General features: G+C 38.6%; 21 protein-coding genes and 1 tRNA gene. 2 read left to right on the top strand and 20 right to left on the bottom strand.

The features are described from left to right. Position 1 precedes the first annotated feature (1 nt). The 10 genes from gpmI to ACIQXI_RS14095 all read right to left on the bottom strand — a co-directional run bounded on the left by gpmI (position 2) and on the right by ACIQXI_RS14095 (position 11,134). Positions 2–1,543, bottom strand: coding sequence for a 2,3-bisphosphoglycerate-independent phosphoglycerate mutase (gpmI, locus tag ACIQXI_RS14140; RefSeq protein WP_402926035.1), 1,542 nt, complete (start codon positions 1,541–1,543; stop codon positions 2–4). Further along, a complete protein-coding gene (tpiA, locus tag ACIQXI_RS14135) occupies positions 1,536–2,297 on the bottom strand; it encodes a triose-phosphate isomerase (protein ID WP_402926032.1) in 762 nt (253 codons plus the stop codon). The genes gpmI and tpiA overlap by 8 nt, the downstream gene beginning before the upstream one ends. A 16-nt stretch (positions 2,298–2,313) precedes the next feature. Further along, positions 2,314–3,498: a phosphoglycerate kinase gene (locus tag ACIQXI_RS14130; protein WP_402926029.1), complete on the bottom strand. Its 1,185-nt coding sequence runs from the start codon at positions 3,496–3,498 to the stop codon at positions 2,314–2,316. Positions 3,499–3,839: 341 nt separating this feature from the next. Beyond that, on the bottom strand, positions 3,840–4,856 hold the full coding sequence (gene gap / locus ACIQXI_RS14125; RefSeq protein WP_402926027.1) for a type I glyceraldehyde-3-phosphate dehydrogenase: 1,017 nt from the start codon (positions 4,854–4,856) through the stop codon (positions 3,840–3,842). A gap of 35 nt (positions 4,857–4,891) precedes the next feature. Next, positions 4,892–5,920: a sugar-binding transcriptional regulator gene (locus tag ACIQXI_RS14120; protein WP_402926025.1), complete on the bottom strand. Its 1,029-nt coding sequence runs from the start codon at positions 5,918–5,920 to the stop codon at positions 4,892–4,894. 210 nt (positions 5,921–6,130) lie between these two features. Then, entirely contained in the window at positions 6,131–6,253 is a 123-nt protein-coding gene (locus tag ACIQXI_RS14115) for a hypothetical protein (RefSeq protein ID WP_255313811.1), read from the bottom strand. Positions 6,254–6,525: 272 nt separating this feature from the next. Continuing rightward, on the bottom strand, positions 6,526–6,762 hold the full coding sequence (locus ACIQXI_RS14110) for a glutaredoxin family protein (protein ID WP_402926023.1): 237 nt from the start codon (positions 6,760–6,762) through the stop codon (positions 6,526–6,528). Between the two features lie 279 nt (positions 6,763–7,041). Then, complete coding sequence (locus tag ACIQXI_RS14105) at positions 7,042–9,318, bottom strand: S9 family peptidase (RefSeq protein ID WP_402926020.1); 2,277 nt, start codon at positions 9,316–9,318, stop codon at positions 7,042–7,044. Positions 9,319–9,785: 467 nt separating this feature from the next. Next, entirely contained in the window at positions 9,786–10,553 is a 768-nt protein-coding gene (locus tag ACIQXI_RS14100; RefSeq protein WP_402926018.1) for a TPM domain-containing protein, read from the bottom strand. Continuing rightward, the gene (locus ACIQXI_RS14095) at positions 10,553–11,134 is read right to left on the bottom strand and encodes a LemA family protein (protein ID WP_402926016.1); all 582 of its coding nucleotides are present in this window, start codon (positions 11,132–11,134) and stop codon (positions 10,553–10,555) included. The genes ACIQXI_RS14100 and ACIQXI_RS14095 overlap by 1 nt, the downstream gene beginning before the upstream one ends. A 159-nt stretch (positions 11,135–11,293) precedes the next feature. Between ACIQXI_RS14095 and ACIQXI_RS14090 the strand changes: the two genes are divergently transcribed. Continuing rightward, the gene (locus ACIQXI_RS14090) at positions 11,294–11,908 is read left to right on the top strand and encodes a spore coat protein (RefSeq protein WP_402926013.1); all 615 of its coding nucleotides are present in this window, start codon (positions 11,294–11,296) and stop codon (positions 11,906–11,908) included. 46 nt (positions 11,909–11,954) lie between these two features. Here ACIQXI_RS14090 and ACIQXI_RS14085 read toward each other — a convergent pair whose 3' ends face one another. The 5 genes from ACIQXI_RS14085 to ACIQXI_RS14065 all read right to left on the bottom strand — a co-directional run bounded on the left by ACIQXI_RS14085 (position 11,955) and on the right by ACIQXI_RS14065 (position 15,692). Beyond that, a complete protein-coding gene (locus tag ACIQXI_RS14085) occupies positions 11,955–12,677 on the bottom strand; it encodes an amino acid ABC transporter ATP-binding protein (protein ID WP_402926010.1) in 723 nt (240 codons plus the stop codon). Continuing rightward, on the bottom strand, positions 12,674–13,378 hold the full coding sequence (locus ACIQXI_RS14080; protein WP_402926007.1) for an amino acid ABC transporter permease: 705 nt from the start codon (positions 13,376–13,378) through the stop codon (positions 12,674–12,676). The genes ACIQXI_RS14085 and ACIQXI_RS14080 overlap by 4 nt, the downstream gene beginning before the upstream one ends. A 92-nt stretch (positions 13,379–13,470) precedes the next feature. Beyond that, positions 13,471–14,268: a basic amino acid ABC transporter substrate-binding protein gene (locus ACIQXI_RS14075; protein WP_402926004.1), complete on the bottom strand. Its 798-nt coding sequence runs from the start codon at positions 14,266–14,268 to the stop codon at positions 13,471–13,473. Positions 14,269–15,010: 742 nt separating this feature from the next. Beyond that, entirely contained in the window at positions 15,011–15,265 is a 255-nt protein-coding gene (locus tag ACIQXI_RS14070) for a hypothetical protein (RefSeq protein WP_402926002.1), read from the bottom strand. A 352-nt stretch (positions 15,266–15,617) separates the two neighbouring features. Next, positions 15,618–15,692 (bottom strand) — tRNA-Arg (locus tag ACIQXI_RS14065). 308 nt (positions 15,693–16,000) lie between these two features. Here ACIQXI_RS14065 and clpP point away from each other — a divergent pair. Beyond that, the gene (clpP, locus tag ACIQXI_RS14060) at positions 16,001–16,588 is read left to right on the top strand and encodes an ATP-dependent Clp endopeptidase proteolytic subunit ClpP (RefSeq protein WP_024363901.1); all 588 of its coding nucleotides are present in this window, start codon (positions 16,001–16,003) and stop codon (positions 16,586–16,588) included. Positions 16,589–17,243: 655 nt separating this feature from the next. On the opposite strand, the gene ACIQXI_RS14055 is transcribed toward clpP, so the two are convergent. The 5 genes from ACIQXI_RS14055 to ACIQXI_RS14035 all read right to left on the bottom strand — a co-directional run bounded on the left by ACIQXI_RS14055 (position 17,244) and on the right by ACIQXI_RS14035 (position 20,998). Then, positions 17,244–17,501, bottom strand: a complete 258-nt coding sequence (locus ACIQXI_RS14055) for an HPr family phosphocarrier protein (protein ID WP_402925999.1) — start codon at positions 17,499–17,501, stop codon at positions 17,244–17,246. 112 nt (positions 17,502–17,613) lie between these two features. Next, the gene (gene whiA, locus ACIQXI_RS14050; RefSeq protein ID WP_402925997.1) at positions 17,614–18,561 is read right to left on the bottom strand and encodes a DNA-binding protein WhiA; all 948 of its coding nucleotides are present in this window, start codon (positions 18,559–18,561) and stop codon (positions 17,614–17,616) included. Positions 18,562–18,651: 90 nt separating this feature from the next. After that, positions 18,652–19,623, bottom strand: coding sequence for a gluconeogenesis factor YvcK family protein (locus tag ACIQXI_RS14045; protein WP_402925995.1), 972 nt, complete (start codon positions 19,621–19,623; stop codon positions 18,652–18,654). Between the two features lie 4 nt (positions 19,624–19,627). Continuing rightward, positions 19,628–20,521, bottom strand: a complete 894-nt coding sequence (gene rapZ / locus ACIQXI_RS14040; protein ID WP_402925992.1) for an RNase adapter RapZ — start codon at positions 20,519–20,521, stop codon at positions 19,628–19,630. A 9-nt stretch (positions 20,522–20,530) separates the two neighbouring features. Continuing rightward, positions 20,531–20,998: an 8-oxo-dGTP diphosphatase gene (locus tag ACIQXI_RS14035; RefSeq protein ID WP_402925990.1), complete on the bottom strand. Its 468-nt coding sequence runs from the start codon at positions 20,996–20,998 to the stop codon at positions 20,531–20,533. Between the last annotated feature and the right edge of the window lie 417 nt (positions 20,999–21,415).

The raw sequence follows: 21,415 nt of genomic DNA, 5'->3' as shown, positions 1-21,415 counted from the left end.
ATTAATTCTCCTCTTTTTCGATTAATGATTTACCTGTCATTTCAATAGGTTGTGACACCTCTAATAATTCTAACATGGTTGGCGCCAAATCGGCTAAAATGCCACCATTTCTTAACATTACATTCGGTTTCGTCACAATTACTGGAACAGGATTTGTTGTATGAGCTGTCATCGGATTTCCTTCTAACGTTACAACTTCGTCAGAGTTACCGTGGTCAGCTGTAATAATAGCTGCACCGCCTTTGGCAATTAGGGCATCTACTACTTTTCCTAAACATTCGTCAACTACTTCAATTGCTTTAATTGTCGGCTCTAGCATTCCACTATGCCCCACCATATCTGGGTTGGCAAAGTTTAAAATAATGCCATCAAATTTATCCGCTGCAATTTCTGCAAGCAATGCTTCTGTTACTTCGTAAGCACTCATTTCAGGTTTTAAATCGTATGTCGCAACTTTTGGAGAAGCAATTAACAGACGTTCTTCACCTGCGAATTTCTCCTCACGGCCGCCACTCATAAAGAATGTCACATGTGGATACTTTTCCGTTTCCGCAATACGTAGCTGAGTTTTGCCATTTGAAGCTAACACTTCACCAATCGTATTTTTCAAGTTGTCATTTTCATAAGCAACTTGTGCATTCACTTCATCACTATAATGGGTGAACGATACAAATTTAACATTTTGCGGGTGTTTTGCTGATAGAGCAAAACCGTCAAATGTTGGATTCGTAAATACTTTCGATAATTGAATCGCACGGTCCGGTCGGAAGTTGAAGAAAATAACCGCGTCATTATCCGCAATGGTTGCTACTGCTTCGCCATGTTCCTGAATGCTAAATGGAATCACAAATTCGTCCGTTACTTCACGCTTATAAGACTCTGCAACGCCAGTTTTTGCACTGTCCGCCGTTTGTCCAACGCCATCGACTAGAACATTATAGGTTAATGCCACGCGATCCCAGCGTTTGTCACGGTCCATTGCATAGTAGCGGCCATGGATAGAAGCGAATTTACCAATGCCAATAGCAGCCATTTGTTTTTCTGTTTCTTCGATATAATCGATTGCTGTCGTTGGCCCAACATCACGACCGTCTAAAAATGCATGAACATATACTTCGTCAAGTCCTTGTTCTTTTGCTAGCTTTAACAGTGCAAACATATGCTCATAATGGCTGTGCACACCGCCATCTGATAATAAGCCCATAACATGAAGCTTTGAACTATGTGCTTTCACATGTGCCACTGCATCTAAAAAGGCTTGATTTGTATAGAAGTCACCTTCACGAATCGATTTATTTAAGCGTGTTAAGCTTTGATAAACGATACGGCCAGCGCCGATATTTAAATGACCTACTTCAGAATTCCCCATTTGACCTTCAGGCAATCCTACCGCTTCTCCTGCCGCTGTTAAAGTTGCATGCGGATATTGATTCCACAGGCGATCGAAATTCGGTTTGTTCGCTTGCGCAACGGCATTGCCAAAGGTTTCTTCACGAAAGGCAAAACCGTCTAAAATAATTAATGCTACTGGCTTTTTAGGCATTTGCTGCCGCCTCCAATAATTTTAAATATGACTCGGCTTGTAAGCTTGCGCCACCTACTAAGGCACCATCGATATGCTCTTTTGCTAATAATTCTTCAATATTCTCCGGCTTTACGCTACCACCGTATTGAATACGCACAGCCTGCGCTGTCGCACTATCATATAATTTTTCAACCGTTGCTCGAATCGCCCCACATACTTGGTTAGCATCTTCTGCGGTTGCCGTTTTGCCTGTACCGATTGCCCAGATTGGCTCATAGGCAAGCACCATATGCTCCACCTGTTGTGCGTCAAATCCTGCAAGGGCTGCTGTAATTTGACCAGCTACCTTTTGCTCTGTTGTACCTGCTTCACGTTCTTGTAATGTTTCACCACAGCAAATAATCGGCACGATATTATGAGCCAATGCTGCTGCCACTTTTTTATTAATAGCTTCATCTGTTTCGTTATAATATTCGCGGCGTTCAGAGTGTCCTAAAATGACATAGTCTACTGCCACGCTCGCAAGTTGCGCTGGGCTAATTTCGCCTGTAAACGCACCTTCATTTTCGTAATGCATTGTTTGAGCACCAATTGCTAATTCAAATTCACTAGCGATTTGCACTAGTGTTGGTAGATATAGTGCCGGTGCACAAATAACAGCATCTACATTGTCATTTGAAGGAACTTTATCCTGTACACCTTCAACAAACTGTATTGCCTCATCAAATGTTTTATACATTTTCCAGTTACCTGCAATAATTGGTTTACGCATCGTTCTACCTCCTATCTTATTTATCGTTTAATGCCACAATACCAGGAAGTTCTTTGCCTTCCATTAACTCCAGTGAAGCACCGCCACCTGTCGAAATGTGGTCCATTTTATCTGCTACTTCAAATTTTTCAACAGCTGCAGCTGAATCTCCACCACCGATTACCGTGTAACCAGCCGTTGCTGCCATTGCGTCTGCAACAGTTTTCGTACCTTGGGCAAATGGTTCCAATTCAAACACGCCCATTGGTCCATTCCAAATAATTAACTTTGAATTTTCAATAACTTCTGCGTAGTGTGCAGCCGTTTTTGGCCCAATATCAAGACCCATCCAATCAGCTGGGATAGCTTCTACATCCACAACTTTAGTTTCTGCATCTTTCGAAAATTCATTGGCTACCACTGCATCGATTGGCATATGTAACTGCACGCCTTTTGCTTGTGCCTTTTCAATGAAAGATTTTGCTAGCTCAATTTTATCTTCTTCTAATAAAGATTTACCGATATCATAACCTTGGGCTTTAATAAAGGTAAATGATAGTCCACCGCCGATAATTAAATGATCCACCTTTTCAAGAAGGCTCTCAATCACACCGATTTTATCTTTTACTTTCGCACCACCAATAATGGCTGTGAAAGGACGCTCAGGGTTTGATAATGCTTTACCTAATACATCTAATTCTTTTTGCATAAGGAAGCCTGATACAGCAGGGATATGTTTAGCAATACCTTCTGTTGAAGCATGGGCACGGTGAGCAGCACCGAATGCATCGTTGACATAAACATCTGCTAGTTTCGCAAATTGTTCCGCAAGTGCAGGATCATTTTTCTCTTCACCAGCATGGAAGCGTACGTTTTCCAATAGGACGATATCGCCGTTTTGCATGTTTGCAACAGCTGTTTCTACCGCTTCTCCAATTGACTCATCTAATTTAGTGACTGGTTTCCCTAAAATTTCAGCAAGGCGAATGCCGACTGCCGTTAAACTCATATCTTCTTTTACTTCACCTTTTGGACGACCTAAGTGAGAAGCTAAAATGACTTTTGCACCTTGTTCGACTAAATAGTCAATCGTTGGAATGGCTGCACGGATACGTGTTTCATCAGTAATTACCCCATCTGCCATCGGTACATTAAAATCAACACGTACGAAGACGCGCTTACCTTTTACATCAATATCTTTCATTGTTTTCTTATTTAACATGAAGAAACCCCCTTCAAAGTAGTGGTACGGACATCATTAAATGTGTTACACCCATCTTGGTTTCACACATTTTGGACTAACAGTTTTATTAGCTTTAATAGTAGCAAAAGTAGCATTCGGTGTCTTGCACAAGCCTAAGGTGACTACTACCTATTTGCGCTCTTGCAAGTCATCCATTACATTATCCAATATTTATATTTAAAAAAGGAGTAAAGGTAACCGTCCCTTACTCCTTTTACCCTTGTATATTATATCTTTTCGATATTATAAAGGCTATACTTTTTGTGCGTAAAAAGCCGTATTATGTCACACTTTTTACTTTAAATTGCGAATTATGATACTTATTTATTATTTAACCCTTGTTCAGCAATGTATAATGCAAGGTCCATTAAACGAGTAGAGTAACCAATTTCATTATCATACCAAGCAAGAACTTTTACCATGCTATTTTCTAAAACCATTGTTGATAGACCATCTACCGTTGAAGAGTTGTGGTTGCCATTGTAATCAATTGATACTAATGGTAACTCGTTGTAGCCTAAAATACCTTTTAGCTCATTTTCAGAAGCTTCTTTTAACGCTGCATTAATAGACTCTTTTGTTACATCTGCTTTTAGTTCTACAACTAAATCCACACAAGATACGTTTGGAGTCGGAACACGCATAGAGAATCCATCTAGTTTACCTTTTAATTGAGGTAATACTTTTGATACTGCTACTGCTGCTCCTGTTGTTGTTGGAATCATTGACACTGCCCCTGCACGTGCACGACGTGGATCAGAGTGCGGGAAGTCTAGGATTCGTTGGTCGTTTGTATAAGAGTGAATTGTTGTCATCATACCGCGCTCAATACCGAATTTCTCGTCTAAAATTTTTGCTACTGGCGCTAGACAGTTTGTTGTACAAGATGCATTAGAAATAACATCATCTGTTTGTGGATTGTAATCTTGGTGGTTAACACCCATTACAAATGTCGGCATATCGCCTTTTGCTGGTGCAGATAAAATGGCTTTTTTAGCACCTGCTTTAATATGCAACCCTACTTCATCCTTTGAGCGGAAGTGACCTGTACATTCAAGCACAACATCCACGCCAAGTTCACCCCAAGGTAGTTGTGCCGGGTCTTTTTCAGCATATACTTTCACTGTTTTTCCGTTCACTACGAAAGAATCTTCATTTGCACTTACTTCAGCATCATAGATACCATGTATAGAATCGTATTTTAATAAGTGTGCAAGCTGACCAGCATCAGTTAAGTCATTCACTGCAACTACTTCAAATTCATCATGCTTCATTGCTTCACGAAATACTAAACGTCCAATACGTCCAAATCCATTAATTGCTAACTTTAATGCCATTGTCAATTCCTCCAATAATGTTTATTGATTTATTTTTACAGTAAACGTTCAGCGATTGCCTTTGCTGCAGCCTCATCTGTTATAAAAATCGTCTGCTTCGGTGCTACCTTAAAGTACGATAGCATGGCATCTACCTTTTGTTTTCCTGCTGCAACCGCAATAATATGTTTACTTTTTTCAACTTGTTCAAGTTGAATACCAATCGTACGAATACGATGCACAATATCTCCCTCGGCATTGAAATAATAGCCGAATGCCTCACTAACAGCACCCTTTTCTTCGAGAATACGTAAATCTTCAGCCGATGAATTACGGCGAATCGCCATTTCTTCAGCGGAGCCGATGCCGTGAATCACACAATCAGCTCGATCATAGTACGCCATGATTTCTGTCACCATTGGCTCTGTTAACATAGCTTGATATGCCTGTTCACTTAAATGCTCGGGTAAAAACAACGTACGGTGCTGGGCTTTCATTTGCATGGCGAATGTTGCAACGAGTGTATTAGCCTGCATTTGCATTTCATGTCCGATACCACCACGTGCAGCTACAAACGTAATGTTTTGTTGCCCATCAACAGGTTGTAAAAACTGCGCTAAGGATGCTACTGACTTTCCTCCAGTTACAGCTACTACTTGTTCACTAGCGATGGTCGACAGAAATTGCTGTGCCGCCTCTTTGCCAAGTAATGTTAGGACCGTTTCATCATCACTGTAATCACCTGGTACAACGAGCACATGCTGCAGTCCTAAGTGGGTTTCAAGCGTTTTACCTAGCTGCGTTAAACCAGACCATTCGTAAACTAATGCTCTTAGCTGTTCAATTACTTGTTCACCATCACTCGTACATACCATACCCGACTTTTGTGATTCTAATAACCCTTGCTCGCGTAAAATATCTGTTTCTTTACGAATTTCACGCTCTGTCATTTTGAGTGACTCTGCAAGCGTTCGTCTCCCAATCGGTTGCATTAATTGTACCGATTGTAAAATACGATATCTCGATTGTAGAAGCGGATTCATTTCTGGAAGTAGTCTTTGCTGTGCCTCGGGTACGGATACCATCTTCATCTACTCCCTTTCAATCTTAGTGGGTTATTTTTCATCCCACTACATTAAATAATGTCCCACCCATATTTTTATTATAATATGCTTATTTAAAAAGAGCAAGTAAATAATGGTATGAGCAGCTAACTGAAAATTTATACGTTTAAAAACTTGGCACCAATAAAAAATCTCGCAACCATCAAATATGGCTGCGAGACTGCTTTGTTTTTATTTTGTAAATGATAATACGGCGTTTTTCTTGAAGCCTGCTAAAGCTTTTGTTGCTTCTGTTTTGTTTGTGTACTCAAAAATACGAACGTCCTTTTGTTCAAATACTGTAATTACCCACATAGTTTATTCTCCTTTGATGTTTGTTTTTGTATTATAACAACCACGTAAAAATGTGATACATTTTGCTAACTGTTTTATAACAACCTCTTACTTGATTCCTATTCTACTCCAATTTTTTCAAAAGAAAAGTCCTATGTGAAGTTTTTCACAAATCGTTCATATTCTGAACGTTTTCATTGAACATTTTGTGAAATTAGTGGCTGACCGGTTTAAAATTAAAAATTCGGCTCGACTTTGATTATAGACTTGTTTTGGCTATTTGGTGATCGTAGTTACTCGCTCGCTAACTGTTCCATCAACGTTACATAATCGATATTGCCATACTGGATAACTGCACCATCTTTCTCTACGACTGGTATCATCAACATATATTTTTCATGTATTGCTTCGTCTTGTTCAATATCAATGATGTCGATGGTAAAACCAACTTCCTCTTGCACAAGCTTAAGTGTACGTAAGCCTTCCTCACAAAGTTCGCAATGGGAACGACTATAAAATTGCACGTCCATCTATCCAACCCCTTCCTATTTAATATTGTACCGCTATGCAAAGACCAGTGCCAGGCACTCAAACAATTCTGAAATTTGATAGTAAGATACTAGTTAAAATCCACGAAGTCTACTACTTGGAACAAAAGAAAAGTAAGTTGCAACAGTCTTCGCCTTACCATCTGGTATCGCTTACGGTATACCCGCGGGAAGCGTCGTGCGCAGCGTAAATCAACGGCACTAGTCCAATATTTAATTTAAAATAAAAAAGACTGTGCAAATTCTGCACAGTCTCGTAGTTTACTTTTTCAAGTGGCTATCAAGGAATTTAACCATCGCATTGTAGAATTCAATGCGGTTTTCTTCGTTTTGGAAGCCATGCCCTTCATTATCTTTCAGCATGTACTCAACATCTACACCTCTTGCGCGTAACGCTTCAACAATTTGATCTGATTCTGCCTGATTCACACGCGGATCATTTGCACCTTGCGCAACAAATAATGGTGTTTTAATTTTATCAACATGGAAGATAGGAGAAGCTTCTGTTAATAGCTCTTTGTCTGTCTCTGGATGCCCTACACGCTCATAGAACATGTTACGCATTGTTTCCCAATAAGGTGGGATTGTATCAAGCAATGTGAAGATATTTGATACACCAACATAGTCAACTGCCGCAGCATATAAATCAGGTGTCTTTGTAATACCAGCTAATGTAGCATAGCCACCGAATGATGCACCATAAATACCGATGCGGTCAGGGTCCGCGATGCCTTGATCGATTGCCCATTGCACGCCATCTGTAATATCATCTTGAATTTTTAGACCCCATTGCTTATTACCAGCTTGTAAAAATTCTTTTCCGTATCCAGTGGAAGAACGGAAATTCACTTGTAGCACAGCATATCCTCGGTTTGCAAGAAGCTGTACTTCTGGGTTAAAGCCCCACATATCACGTGCCCATGGACCACCATGTGGATTTACGATAAGCGGTAAATCTTTTGCTTCTTTATTTTTCGGCAATGTTAAATAACCGTTAATTGTCAGACCATCTCGACTCTTATAAGAAATCGGATGCATTTCTGCAAGTTCTTCTGATTTTAACCACGGACTTAATATTGCTAGTTCTGTTAATACATCTGTAACCGAATTATAGTAATAATATTTACCATATACAGTATCACTAGATACGCTGACAATAAATTTTGTCATTTCTTTATTATAGTCGTTGATGCCAAGTTCACTTTCTTCAACACCTAGCTTGTCTTGAATTTTGCGGAATAGCTTTTCAAAATCTTCATCGAAGAATTGATAGTGAACTTTATCCGTTACGTAAGCACCGTATAAAATTTTATCTTGTTCAGCATTGTATAATACACCCGATACGTCTACTTCTTCGTTCGACATAATAACTTCTTCATTACCTTCAAGATCGTATTTCACAACTTCTACTTTATCTCTTCCTTTATTAGAAGTTGCGTAAATATGCTTGTTATCTTTAGAGAAAGCAAGTGGCGTTACTTCATCCCCCGCTGCCATTTCAATAAAAGGTTTGAATTCGTCTTTTTCCGTGTCACGATATAGAATCATTCCTTCTACACCATCAGATACAACGGCTAAACGTATATTACCATCACGGTCTGCAACCCAATCTGAAATGTTACCAGGATTTTTTGCAACATGCTTTGTTTCGCCTGTCTTGACATTTAGCTTGTACACATCGAATACTGTTGCATCTTCTTTGTTCATCATAATTAAAATTTCATCTTTAACACCTTGTAAACTACTTAATATCCCAACTGTGACACCTGGATATGGTGTTAAATCTTTTTCTTCTGTTCCGTTAAATGTAGAAGAATAAATATGGAAGTTTTCATCTCCACCATTATCTTTAGCATAAAGTAATGTATCATCTTTCCAGAAGAAGCCAGCAATATCACGATCTTTAGAATTAGATACGCGAACAGGTTCACTATCATCATTCATTTTTTTCACAAAAACATTTGAGCGATTTTCCCATGCAGATGCAAACGTAATGTAATTACCATCTGGTGAAAGTTGATAACCGAAATTGCCTGGATTTTTCATAAAATCCTCTACCGAAATTTCTTTAACACCTTCGTTACTCGCACCATTTTTTATAGTTTTAAAAGTAGTAAATACTTTCATAGCATCTTGCTTTGTCAGAGTGTCACTATTTTCTGAAATACTATTAAATAAACCTAGCGTATTTGCTGTTGCCAAATAGTCTGCTAACGTTACTTCTTTTTCTTCTTTATCTAGCGCTCTGACTAATATTCGTGCCGCTTCATTACGTTTAATTGTATTACTTAAGTTTTGTAATTCGCCTTCTTTAACCCACTTATTCATCACTTCTTGACGCATTGATTCAGAACCATGTTGGAATGTTAAAGATGTTACAGCTAAATCAAGAAACTCTTGTGCTGTTAGGCGTTCCTCTTGAGCAATAGTCGTATTGCTAGAGTCATTTGCAGCGCGTACTTCATGTATGGAGACAGGATAAACAATTGAGGCAGTTAAAATAACTGCTAAAGATGCTGATAAAAATCTTTTATTCACAATACTTCCCCCTTATATCAATGTGCGTTATATCGTTTGTCGATACAAGAAAATTATACCAAAACTAGCACAATTGTCAATAATTGATAGTACTTATTTATTTATCCAAATTAAAAAGGACTCTCCTTAAGGTGAGTCCTTCCACTTTGCATAACATAGGCTTCTACATCGTAAAAATTCACTTCGCTTTCCACGGGCACGTCGTAAGCCACAACCCTCGCATTCGCGCGGATTGTTGTGTCTTACTTTGCGTGCGTTCCCGTAGGAGTCTGCGTGAATTTTTACTTAGTTATAAAAAAATAGCTTACTGAATTTAAAATACTTAAATACCTGGCAATAGTATGAGTCCTTTGAAAGATTCATTCTGCTATTATCGAGCTTCTATATCGTAAAAATTCACTTCACTTTCCACGGGCACGTCGTAAGTAAATTGTGTCGGTGCCAGGCACCGACACAATTCCACTCAATTAAAACTTTCGGCTTGCGCCACCGCCGGCAGATGAACCGCCACCAAAGCCGCCGAAGCCGCCGAAGCCGCCACCACTTGAACCGCCTCTGCCAAAGCCACCGCCGAAGCCTCCTGGATAACCTCCGCGCCCCCTAGAGCGTGGGCCACCTCCGCCATTGGAGAAAATAACGACCACGAGCACAATAATAACGATTAGCACAAACAGCCAATTGGGCATTGACTCATCCTCCACCGCTTGTGTCGGCATTTCACCATCCCAATTATATTCTGTTGCTACCGTTTGAAATAATGCTGCATAGGTCGCTTGAAATGCTTGATCTACCTGACCATTACTTGCAGCTGGATAAAAAGCTTCATCTAAAATACGACCTAACTTCCCATCTGGTAATGCTCCCTCTAAACCTTGACCGACGGCAATGACAACATCATTTTGTCCTTGCCCTTGCCCAAATGTAGCCAATAGCAGGACACCATTGTTTTTCTCTGCATCCCCAATACCCCACGCACGAATTAATTTAGTAGCATACATTTTGGCTTCTTGCCCGTGAATGCTATCTAGCGTGACAACCATGATTTCAGCACCAGTCCCTTGATCTAATTGTGTGGAATACTGATTCAGTTCATCTTTGACTTCAGGTGACAGTACATTGGCAAAATCATGAACATAGGTATTTTTCATTGGCGTCGGCAATTGTGCTTGCGCATTGTTGCTTGCTACAAGCCACATCAAACAAGCAACGAATAGTATGATTGGCAACCGTTTCATTATTGTTTACCTGAATCACTAAAATCAACTGCGGGTGCTTGCTCAGCCCCTGCCGCTGCCTTAAAGTATTGTTTTTGTTCAAAGCCAAATATGCTTGCCATGATATTACCAGGGAAACGTTTCACTGTTTTATTAAAGCCTTGCACTTCATTATTATAGTCTTCACGTGCTACTGCTAGTCGATTTTCCGTGCCCGCTAGTTCATCCATTAATTGACGGAAATTGGCATCAGCTTTTAAATTCGGATAATTTTCCACGACGACAAGCAATCGGCTAAGAGCACCATTTAACGCATCATTCGCCACCGCTTGTTGCTCCGGCGTTTGTGCATTGCCCATTTGTGCACGCGCTTCTGTTATACTGGCGATCACTTCTTGCTCGTGATTAGCGTATCCTTTCACTGATTGCACTAAATTTGGAATTAAATCATAGCGGCGTTGTAGTTGGTTTTCCACTTGAGCCCATTTTGAATCTACATTTTCCTCCGCTGTAACAAGACTATTGTATTTTGGAATAAATAATAAAGCTAAAACACCTAAAATAATAACGATTATGCCTACAGGTCCAAGTACTTTTTTCAAATGTGCATCCTCCCTTACCTTTCTGTTCTTATACCTCTAATGTGTTACAAAAAAACATCGCTATGCTAAATATATGCAAGCAGATTTATGTCGTATGAAACTACACATCCAAGACATACTAACTACTGCAACAAACTATATATTCAGGAGGCGTTTTTTTTGTCACAATCTTTTTACAATGAATCAAATGATGCAACAACACCTAACCAACAACAAAGCTTAAATCATGGTGGACACGAAGTAATGGACATGCATGAAACAATTGGCGAAATTATTGCGGGACTAAATCAATCCATCCTTTTACGTCCGCATGTAAAAGACCCAGAATTATTAAGCATTTTGGATAATCAATATAATTTCACACTCGGCATGTACAATACGATTGTGGAATCATTTAAAACAGGGCATGACCCATCTGTGCCAACCGGCCGTTATGAAATGCAAACAGGGAACAACTTCCAATATGGAATTAAACCAACTCAACCGAAAAAACCAATGCAAAATGCTGGCGAGATAAATGATGAAGTCATTTCTGGCTTCTTACTTGGTGCGCATAAAGGGTCAGCTAAATGCATGACTGCAGCAGCAACAGAAACAACAAACCCAGTTGTGCGTCGTGTTGTTGCAGATAGTATTCCCAACTGTATTGAGATGGCATACGAACTTTCGATTTACCAAAATAAGCATGGCTACTACCAAGTGCCACAATATACGCAACAAGATATGCGTGCAATGCTTGATTCGTTCACTACTACTACAAATCCTCTTCATTAAAAATAAAAAACCATTCATTGCTTATGCTTTGAATGGTTTTACTTCATTATAGAACTTTTCCTAAAAAGGCTTTTGTACGCTCATTTTGCGGGTTGCCAAAGATTTCTTCAGGTGTACCTTCTTCTACTATATATCCGCCATCCATAAACACTACACGATCGCCTACTTCTCGTGCAAAGCCCATTTCATGTGTTACGACAATCATGGTCATGCCTTCTGATGCTAGATTTTTCATAACGTCTAACACTTCCTTCACCATTTCAGGATCAAGTGCTGACGTTGGTTCATCAAATAAAATCGCTTTTGGCTTCATCGCCAATGCTCTAGCGATGGCCACCCGTTGTTGTTGTCCACCTGAAAGCTGTTCAGGGTAGCTATACGCTTTACTATCAAGACCAACCTTTTTCAAAAGTTCATGGCCTAGTTGCTCAGCCTCTGCACGACTCATTTTGCGAATTTGCATTGGTGCCATTGTGACATTATCGATGACATTCATGTGGGGGAATAAGTTAAATTGTTGGAATACCATACCAACCTCTGCTCGGATAGCATTAATATTTGTTTTCGGCCCATTAACTTTGACATCTTCTATATAAATAGCACCATCTGTCACTTCTTCAAGCATATTAATGCAACGTAAAAAAGTACTTTTCCCTGACCCCGATGGTCCAATGACACAGACAACTTGCTTTTCTTGAATTTCATAATCAATGCCCTTTAATACTTCGAGCTTACCAAAATATTTGTGTAAGTTTTCTATTTTAATCATCTTGCTTCTCTCCCTTCTGCTTTACGAGGGACATAGCTATTGCTGAATCGCTTTTCGATAAATGCGACTACTTTTGTTACAACATATGTTAATACTAAGTATAATAATGCTGCTACAATATACGGTTCCCAGAAACGGAAGCTCGCACCTGCAACAACTTTACTTGCATATAAAATATCAGGCGCAGCAATAACCGTTACTAATGAGGAATCTTTCAATAATGCGATAAATTCATTACCAAGTGGCGGAATCATCCGTCTAAAAGCTTGTGGTAAAATCACTTTTCTCATTGCTTGATTGTGTGTTAAACCAAGTGAACGTGCCGCTTCCATTTGTCCTTTATCAATGCTCTGAATACCTGCACGGAAAATTTCTGCATTATAAGCTGCACAGTTTAATACAAGTGCGGTAATACCAGATACCATATATCCTAGTGAATGACCAAAAATCGTTGGAATAACCGCTAAATGAATTAATAATATTTGCACAAGCATCGGTGTCCCACGGAATAAATCTACATAGAGTTTACATGGCCAATAAATGAATTTATTTTTAGAAACTTTCCCTAAACCTAATAGTAAGCCTAAAATAATACCACCAAAATAACCACTGAGCGTTAAAATGATTGTTACACCAATACCACGAATAAACATATCACGGTAGTTCCAAACTATGTCCCAGCGTAAATCAAAGATGTCCATTAGAACCCCTACTTTCCCATTCAAATTCTCTACAATAACGAGCTAATAAATCAAATGAGCCGCTAGCATTATTAAGCTAACGGCAGCATTCATTACTTAAAGTCCTTACCAGTAATTTCTTTTAATTTACCATTGTCTTTAATTTTTTGTAGACCTTCATTTAATAGGTTTAATAATTCCGTATTACCTTTCTTCACCATAAAGCCGTAATATTCTTTTTCGAATGCATCATCTTCCACTACTTTAAGTTTTGCTTTTGGGTTTGCTTTAATATATTCGTAGACAACTGCATTATCACCAATTGTTGCATCTACATTACCATTTAACATTTCCTGAATCGCTACAGGTTGGCTTTCGAATGCCATAATATTTGTGCTAGCATCACCTTGTAATTTTTTTGCAGCCATATGACCAGTTGCATTAATTTGTACGGAAATCTTTTTATCTTTTAAATCTGCTAAAGACTTAATTTTTGAATCTTCTTTCACAACAATTAATAATTGAGATTCATAATATGGCTCTGTAAAATCAAATGATTCTTTACGTTCATCATTTATCGTAATACCAGATGCACCGATATGTGTTTCACCATTTTTAATTGTTTGGAATACAGGCTCCCAACCAATATTTGCCCATTCCACTTTAAAGCCCATTTCATCTGCAATCGCTTGCAAAATATCGACATCTAACCCTACAATATTCCCTTTATCGTCAATCGATTCGAATGGTGCAAAGGTTGCCTCTGTTCCAACCTTGTATACTTTTTCATCTTTCGAGCCGCCATCAGCTGGAACATCGCCAGACGATGTATCTTCTTTTGTACCGCAAGCCGCTAACACAAGTGTAAATGCAGCCACGATCATTAATAACGTCCAAAACCGTTTTTTCATAGTTTTTCCCCCTAGACAATTAATAATTTTCCGAACTTATCGTTTTTCTATTCGGAAATGTTAGACTATTAGGTCAATTATAGTGTCAATAGAGTTGATATACAATACGGTTTCGTATAAAAGTGATTATTTTTTCATAAAAATGAATTTAATTATACAAAATGAAGAGAAATTATGTAATAAAAACAAAATACATGTCGAAAAATGTATACTTATGCAATTCCGAGATAGATTTTATGCGAATTTTAGCTAATTTTGTCCACAAAAAAAGAATCCCCTCAGATAGGATTCTTCTTTTGGGCTAGCACGCTAGCCTCACGTTCGTTATGTTCACTAAAAAAATTTTTGGAGTTTGTTGCATTTTGATGGTTTTGAAAGGCATAAAAGTGGGAATTAAACCTATGAGGCAAATTCCATCTATCCCTTTCTTTCTCCACTAAGCAGGCTGCTAAACCACTTATTGGGAGAATCAAGCTATAAAAAATCATTTAATCAGTAAAATGGTGCCCTTTGTAGGCTTAGTAAAAGTGCATAGTAAGGTTGTAACAACCTACATGAAAGAATCGCACTTAATACCTTTTAATACTTTACTAGTAAACGAAACCTTTAGCAAGTGCTAAATGCGTTTTGTTACTAAATAATTTAAATTGCTATGGTATTTTTATATTTGTAACATATATAGAAGAAAGTCACTCATTATTTTCACATGAGTGACTTTTTTTAAATATATGAAATGATTGCTTTAAGAAGCAATCGTATCCCTAAAAATACTTATTCCAAAAGCTAATACTGCACCAGCAAAAATCCAACCCATAGCATACTTTTTTAATCGGAAATTATTTATACTTATTACCAGGAAACAACTAGCCATTACAACTTGTTTCCAAATAGGTCCACCAAAGCTTTCTTTATTCACAATAAAGGAGTAAATAGTAAAAATAACTAAGCTAGCAAGTACTATTAAACCTAAACTTTTTAATACACTATATTTTTGCAAATCTATAGATCCCCCTTATTAAAGCTCTATATTAAAAAACCAATCACCATTAGCTCTTAAATGAACATTGGAGCAACTACGCTAGCATTACATGGTATATAATACCATTTTTAATTATTATATGTAATATTCATTGAAGATTAAAATAAATGGTTTAGTTTTCCACACAGACGGGTATCTTAATGAAGTACGCTATATGAGGGAATGAAAAAGATATCTATTTGTGTAGTGTGTTTCCTTTTCCATTGTCTTGTTGAAAGTGATGAGAAAAGAGAAAAAACCCTACAACCGTTGGTACAATAACGATTGCAAGGTTTTTCTTTTATATCATAAGGTTTTCTTACATGTAAAATGGCGCCCTCGGAGGGAATCGAACCCCCAGTGCAAGAACCGGAATCTTACGTGTTATCCATTACACCACGAGGGCAATTGTGCATAAAAAAAAAGTACTCACTCTAAGGCTTTACAGTAAAGCGTCATGTAGATAATCCTCGTTTCAGAAGCATACCTGCAAAATAGTGGATTGTACTTTAACTTACGACCTTTCTATTATACAAACGTATTGCTCACAATTCAACTATAATTCGCAATTTTTATTATAGATTTTATTTCTTTAATATCAGCGTTAATATTTGACCTTCCCTGACTATAATGTGTATGATAAGGTTACAACTGAAATATAATGGATTATTTCAGTAAAAGTATTCGAATTTAGCTTTTTAAGGAGGATTTAACATGAATTTAATTCCTACAGTTATTGAACAAACAAGTCGTGGTGAACGTGCTTATGATATTTATTCACGACTACTAAAAGATCGTATTATCCTATTAGGAAGTGCCATTGACGACAACGTTGCAAACTCAATCGTTGCACAGCTTCTTTTCTTAGAAGCAGAAGATCCAGATAAAGACATTTCTCTTTACATTAACTCACCAGGTGGTTCGATTACAGCTGGTATGGCAATCTACGATACAATGCAATTCATCAAGCCAAAAGTACAAACAATTTGTATTGGTATGGCTGCATCAATGGGTGCTTTCCTACTTGCTGCTGGTGAACCAGGTAAGCGCTACGCATTACCGAATGCAGAAGTAATGATTCACCAACCACTTGGTGGTGCACAAGGTCAAGCGACTGAAATTGAAATTGCGGCAAAACGCATTTTATTCCTTCGTGAAAAGTTAAATGGTATTTTATCAGAGCGTACAGGTCAACCTTTAGAAGTCATCTCAAGAGATACTGACCGTGATAACTTCATGACGGCTGAACGCGCTAAAGAATACGGCTTAATCGACCATATTTTTGTGCGTAACGAACGCTAATACAAAACCCGCTAAGTCCAAATGTCTTAGCGGGTTTTTTTTGTGTTTTTATGGTGCCAGGCACTCAAACAATTTCCACGCTAGCCATGTATACGGCGAATTACCGCTTACTGTGCTGAGCTAATAACGAAGTGAATTTTTCCGATTCAGGAGCCGATTGCTAAGTGCCAGGCACTCAAAATAATTTTACTCTCGTGCTATGAGCGTTTGAATACCCAAGTAAAAATCCACGTAGACTCCTGCGGGAACGCACGTAACGTAAGACGCAACAGCCGGCGCGACAGCGACGGTTGCGGCTTACGTCGTGCCCGCGGAAAGCGAAGTGGATTTTTACGCTGTAGGAAATTGCCGCCTTAGCGAGTTTTTCATTTGTCAGCAGAAGGTGCCAGGCACTGAAATATTAAATTCACCCCCGCTATGGTTTTTGAATACCCAAGTAAAAATCCACATAGACTCCTGCGGGAACGCACGTAACGTAAGACGCAACAGCCGGCGCGACAGCGACGGTTGCGGCTTACGCCGTGCCCGCGGAAAGCGAAGTGGATTTTTACGCTGTAGGAAATTGCCGCCTTAGCGAAAGCGCCGCCCGCAGCGGAAATCAACGGTGCAGAAAAAAAACTCTAAGTCCATGTGACTTAGAGTTCTTTATTTTTGCTTATTCTTCTTTTTCAATCAGCGCAGCTAATGATGTAACCGCTTGCTCTGCATCGCTACCTTCACTACTTAAAACAACCTTCGTACCTTTTGCAATAGCTAAGCTCATGACACCCATAATCGATTTAGCATTTACTTTTTTCTCATCTTTCTCAAGAAAAATATCAGCACTAAAACGATTTGCTTCCTGTACAAATAACGCTGCTTGTCTCGCTTGAAGCCCTAATTTTAATTTTACCTGGACTGTTTTCTCAGTCATTTGCGATTCTCTCCTTCACTACCGTTCATCTATTAGTATTATATTACCGCACTTAACAGCAGAAGAACAATAAGCGATTACGCATGCTTTCATATCTTTTTCAGATAAAAGCTTAACCGCCTATTTTTTCACCTCTTCTTAATGCCTCTGCTATTTCGTCTATTTTACGCAAGCGATGATTAACGCCTGATTTACTTACCGTTCCACTAGATACCATTTCACCAAGCTCTTTTAGTGTTACATCTTGGTATTCTACACGTAAGCGTGCAATTTCACGCAGCTTTTCAGGCAACTGATCCAAGCCAACTGAATTTTCGATAAAGCGAATATTCTCTACCTGACGAAGCGCAGCACCGATTGTTTTATTCAAGTTTGCCGTTTCACAGTTTACAATACGATTTACACTATTTCGCATATCCCGTAATATACGAACATCTTCAAATTTCATCATTGCTTGATGAGCACCAACAATATTTAAAAAATCGGAAATCTTTTCCGCTTCTTTTAAGTATGTCACAAAGCCCTTCTTTCGTTCAATTGTTTTTGCATTTAACTCAAATTCGTTCATTAAATCCATTAATGCTTCGCCATGCTCTTTATACAAAGAATAAATTTCTAAATGATAGGCAGACGTTTCTGGATTGTTTACCGAGCCACCTGCCAAAAACGCTCCACGTAAGTAAGCTCTTTTATGGCCACTCTTTTTAATTAGCTCTCTAGAAATCGTATGATTAAATTGAAAATCATCTGAAATAATGGCTAAATCAATAAGTAACTCACGTGCACCTTCTCGTACACGGCATATATATACGTTATTTTTTTTCAAACGCATTTTTTTACGAACAAGTAGTTCCACATTATATGGATATAACTTCTTCATAATCGTATACAGTCTTCTAGCGATTGCAGCATTTTCGGTTTGTACGTCTAAGCTTAATTGTTTGTTTGCAAAAGACAATGAACCATTCATACGAATTAATGCTGATACTTCCGCTTTCATACAAGAATCGTCCGCTTCTACTTGTGTTAGCTCTTTTTTTGTTTCTGAAGCAAATGACATGTCACGCCCCCCTTTCGACCTTTATTTCTATGTATATGTTCATCTTACCATATACAACAAGCATTCTTTAGGACTCTATAGTAGGCTTTCTTACTTTTTCCGTAAGATTTTCGCATAATCCACAAGCCATTGCGCAACATTTGCAGAATTATGGCGCACCGTCCCATCAGGTCGAATGGTTGCAATATCTCGTTTAATAACCTCTAATCCCATACTTTCAAGCTTTCCAACATCAAATGTTACGGGCTCTGCGCATTCCTCTTTATAAAGCTCTTTTACAGGGTGTGGTAGTTGTTCATCATTGACTAAAATAGAGTCGATAAAGGAATCTCCAACATGCTTGTGTATAGCTTGAACATGATCGCCTGCTGTGTAGGAAATCGTTTCGCCTTTTTGGGTCATTAAATTACAAACATAAATTTTGCGTCCTTTCGCTTTTACGACTGCCTCTCCAATTTCTTTGACAAGTAAATTTGGAATAATGCTCGTATATAAACTGCCAGGACCTATTAAAATATAGTCTGCTCTATTAATTGCCCGAATTGCCTCTGGTAACGGTTGCACATTTTCAGGCACTAAAAAAACGCGATCAATGCGCTTTCCTGCTGTTGGGATTTTAGACTCCCCTTCAATTACTGCTCCATCTTCTAATTCGGCATGTAATGTGATTTTTTTATTCGCTGCGGGAATAACCCGACCGTGGACTTTTAACACTTTTCCCATTTCACTAATGGCATGGCTAAAATCCCCTGTAATATCTGTTAAGGCCGTTAACATTAAATTGCCTAGGGAATGACCATTCAAATCTTCTGATTCTGAAAAGCGATATTGAAACATTTGCTCAACGAGTGGCTCTACATCAGATAATGCAGCAATGACATTGCGGACATCACCAGGTGGTGGGATATCATAATCATCACGTAAACGTCCTGAGGAACCACCATCATCCGCAACTGTTACGATTGCAGTGATATCAAAAGGGTGATGCTTTAAACCACGTAGTAACGTAGACAGACCAGTACCACCACCTATTACAACTAGTCTTGTATGCTTTTTCCCCATTCACTCAATCCTTTCTTCGATTGATGTCACGGTGCGATATCACAGCATTTTCATTTTTGGCAAAGTAAGCCCCAAAATATTCTGCTAACGTCACCGAACGATGCTGTCCCCCTGTACAACCAAAAGCAATGACAAGTTGTGATTTCCCCTCTTGTTTATAAAGCGGTACCATAAATTCAAACAAATCCGTCAGTTTTTGAATAAGGATTTGTGTATCCTCTAACGCTAGTACATAAGAAGAAACTTCTGTTTGCAAACCTGTTTTTGGGCGCAATTCCTCCACATAATAAGGATTTTTTAAAAAGCGCACATCAAACACTAAATCTGCATCTATTGGCATACCATGTTTAAATCCAAAGGACATTATATTAATGGAAAACGTATGATCTGCATCACTGGCAAATTCTTTTACAATTTTCTCGCGTAGCTCTTTTGGTTTCATGTTGGATGTATTGTAAACAAGGTGCGCGCGGCCTTTTACTTCTGATACAAGCTCACGTTCTTGTTTAATACCATCTAGCGGTAAACCGGTTACAGCTAACGGATGCGCACGTCTTGTTTCTTTATAGCGTCTTACAAGCGTAGCATCATCTGCATCTAAAAATAAAATTCGGATAGCAATGTCGCCTTCTTTTAATATATGATCGAGCGCACCAATAAGCGAATCAAAAAAGTTGCCGCCACGCATATCCATGACAGCTGCAATACGTGTAATTGTTTTACCAGAATCTCTAAGTAAAGTTAAAAACGTCGTGAGTAACGCTGGTGGTAAATTATCAATACAGTAATACCCTAAATCCTCAAAGCTTTGAATAGCTACGGTTTTTCCAGCTCCAGACATTCCTGTAATAATGACTAATTCATGTGTACATTGTTGACTATCAACCACCACTGTCATGCAGCTCCTTTATTGTTCTATTGAAATTTGTATTTTCTCATGAAGCAATTCAAAATCCTTCGTGTATTCGAATGTACCGTACTGAATGCCTGCTTGTGAGACCGCAAACTGTAAATTTGTGCGATCACCTTCAGCCATTGGCAAATGTTTTAAATCTTCAATTGGGTGCCATGCAAGTTTACCTTCTCTTGTTTCTTCGAATGGTACACCTTCAATATCGTTTGCCATAAAAGTATACAGCATCCATTCATCTACCTTAACGTTATCTTCCTTAATAACCATTGTATAGACACCTTTTAAATGCGGATTCAATGGTATAACATTTGTTTCTTCTCGAAATTCACGTAAAGCAGCTTCATAAATTGATTCACCACTCTCCATTTTCCCGCCCGGTGCTACATACCAGCCACGTCTCGGCTTTTGAAGCAATAATACTTGGCCGTCTTTCACGGCAATTAAATTTGCAATTCTTTGCATAGGCACACCTCTAATCTCTTCAGCATTTCTTTTTTTATTATAACAAGACATATCAGAGTTTGTCCTCATTTCACATCTATCGTATCTTGCGCAAAAAATCGATAATTTTAAAACATCATTCAGAGCATTAATTTCTTTTGAATAAAGCTTCGCATTACTCCCAATGGTCGTTATTTTACACGAATAATCATATATATAGGATACAGTTTTCTACTGTCATACATGACATCTATTAATAAGCTTAAGCACCCTCATGCTATTACGGTACAATTCACTGCGCTTTCCGCGAGCACGTCATAAGCCGCATCCCTCGCTAAACGCGCGATTTATTGCTTCTCACATTAGTTCGCTCAAAGGAGTTTGCGTTCAATAAATTCAGAATTGTTTGGGTGCCTGGCACTCTAAATATACACTAAA

Source organism: Lysinibacillus sp. NPDC097195 (assembly GCF_044762075.1).
Classification (GTDB): Bacteria; Bacillota; Bacilli; order Bacillales_A; family Planococcaceae; genus Lysinibacillus.
Note: the sequence above shows the minus strand (reverse complement) of the source record. Positions and strands in the feature narration are given on the sequence as shown.

Bases quoted from the DNA above. Each gene is read 5' to 3' on its own strand.
- gap (WP_402926027.1), bottom strand. From the start codon at position 4,856: ATGGCATTAAAGTTAGCAATTAATGGATTTGGACGTATTGGACGTTTA.
- ACIQXI_RS14115 (WP_255313811.1), bottom strand. From the start codon at position 6,253: ATGTGGGTAATTACAGTATTTGAACAAAAGGACGTTCGTATTTTTGAG.
- whiA (WP_402925997.1), bottom strand. From the start codon at position 18,561: ATGTCATTTGCTTCAGAAACAAAAAAAGAGCTAACACAAGTAGAAGCG.
- gpmI (WP_402926035.1), bottom strand. From the start codon at position 1,543: ATGCCTAAAAAGCCAGTAGCATTAATTATTTTAGACGGTTTTGCCTTT.
- ACIQXI_RS14080 (WP_402926007.1), bottom strand. From the start codon at position 13,378: ATGGACATCTTTGATTTACGCTGGGACATAGTTTGGAACTACCGTGAT.
- ACIQXI_RS14110 (WP_402926023.1), bottom strand. From the start codon at position 6,762: ATGGACGTGCAATTTTATAGTCGTTCCCATTGCGAACTTTGTGAGGAA.
- ACIQXI_RS14035 (WP_402925990.1), bottom strand. From the start codon at position 20,998: ATGCAAAGAATTGCAAATTTAATTGCCGTGAAAGACGGCCAAGTATTA.
- ACIQXI_RS14120 (WP_402926025.1), bottom strand. From the start codon at position 5,920: ATGGTATCCGTACCCGAGGCACAGCAAAGACTACTTCCAGAAATGAAT.
- ACIQXI_RS14075 (WP_402926004.1), bottom strand. From the start codon at position 14,268: ATGAAAAAACGGTTTTGGACGTTATTAATGATCGTGGCTGCATTTACA.
- rapZ (WP_402925992.1), bottom strand. From the start codon at position 20,521: ATGACAGTGGTGGTTGATAGTCAACAATGTACACATGAATTAGTCATT.
- tpiA (WP_402926032.1), bottom strand. From the start codon at position 2,297: ATGCGTAAACCAATTATTGCAGGTAACTGGAAAATGTATAAAACATTT.
- ACIQXI_RS14130 (WP_402926029.1), bottom strand. From the start codon at position 3,498: ATGTTAAATAAGAAAACAATGAAAGATATTGATGTAAAAGGTAAGCGC.
- ACIQXI_RS14055 (WP_402925999.1), bottom strand. From the start codon at position 17,501: ATGACTGAGAAAACAGTCCAGGTAAAATTAAAATTAGGGCTTCAAGCG.
- ACIQXI_RS14045 (WP_402925995.1), bottom strand. From the start codon at position 19,623: ATGGGGAAAAAGCATACAAGACTAGTTGTAATAGGTGGTGGTACTGGT.
- ACIQXI_RS14100 (WP_402926018.1), bottom strand. From the start codon at position 10,553: ATGAAACGGTTGCCAATCATACTATTCGTTGCTTGTTTGATGTGGCTT.
- ACIQXI_RS14085 (WP_402926010.1), bottom strand. From the start codon at position 12,677: ATGATTAAAATAGAAAACTTACACAAATATTTTGGTAAGCTCGAAGTA.
- clpP (WP_024363901.1), top strand. From the start codon at position 16,001: ATGAATTTAATTCCTACAGTTATTGAACAAACAAGTCGTGGTGAACGT.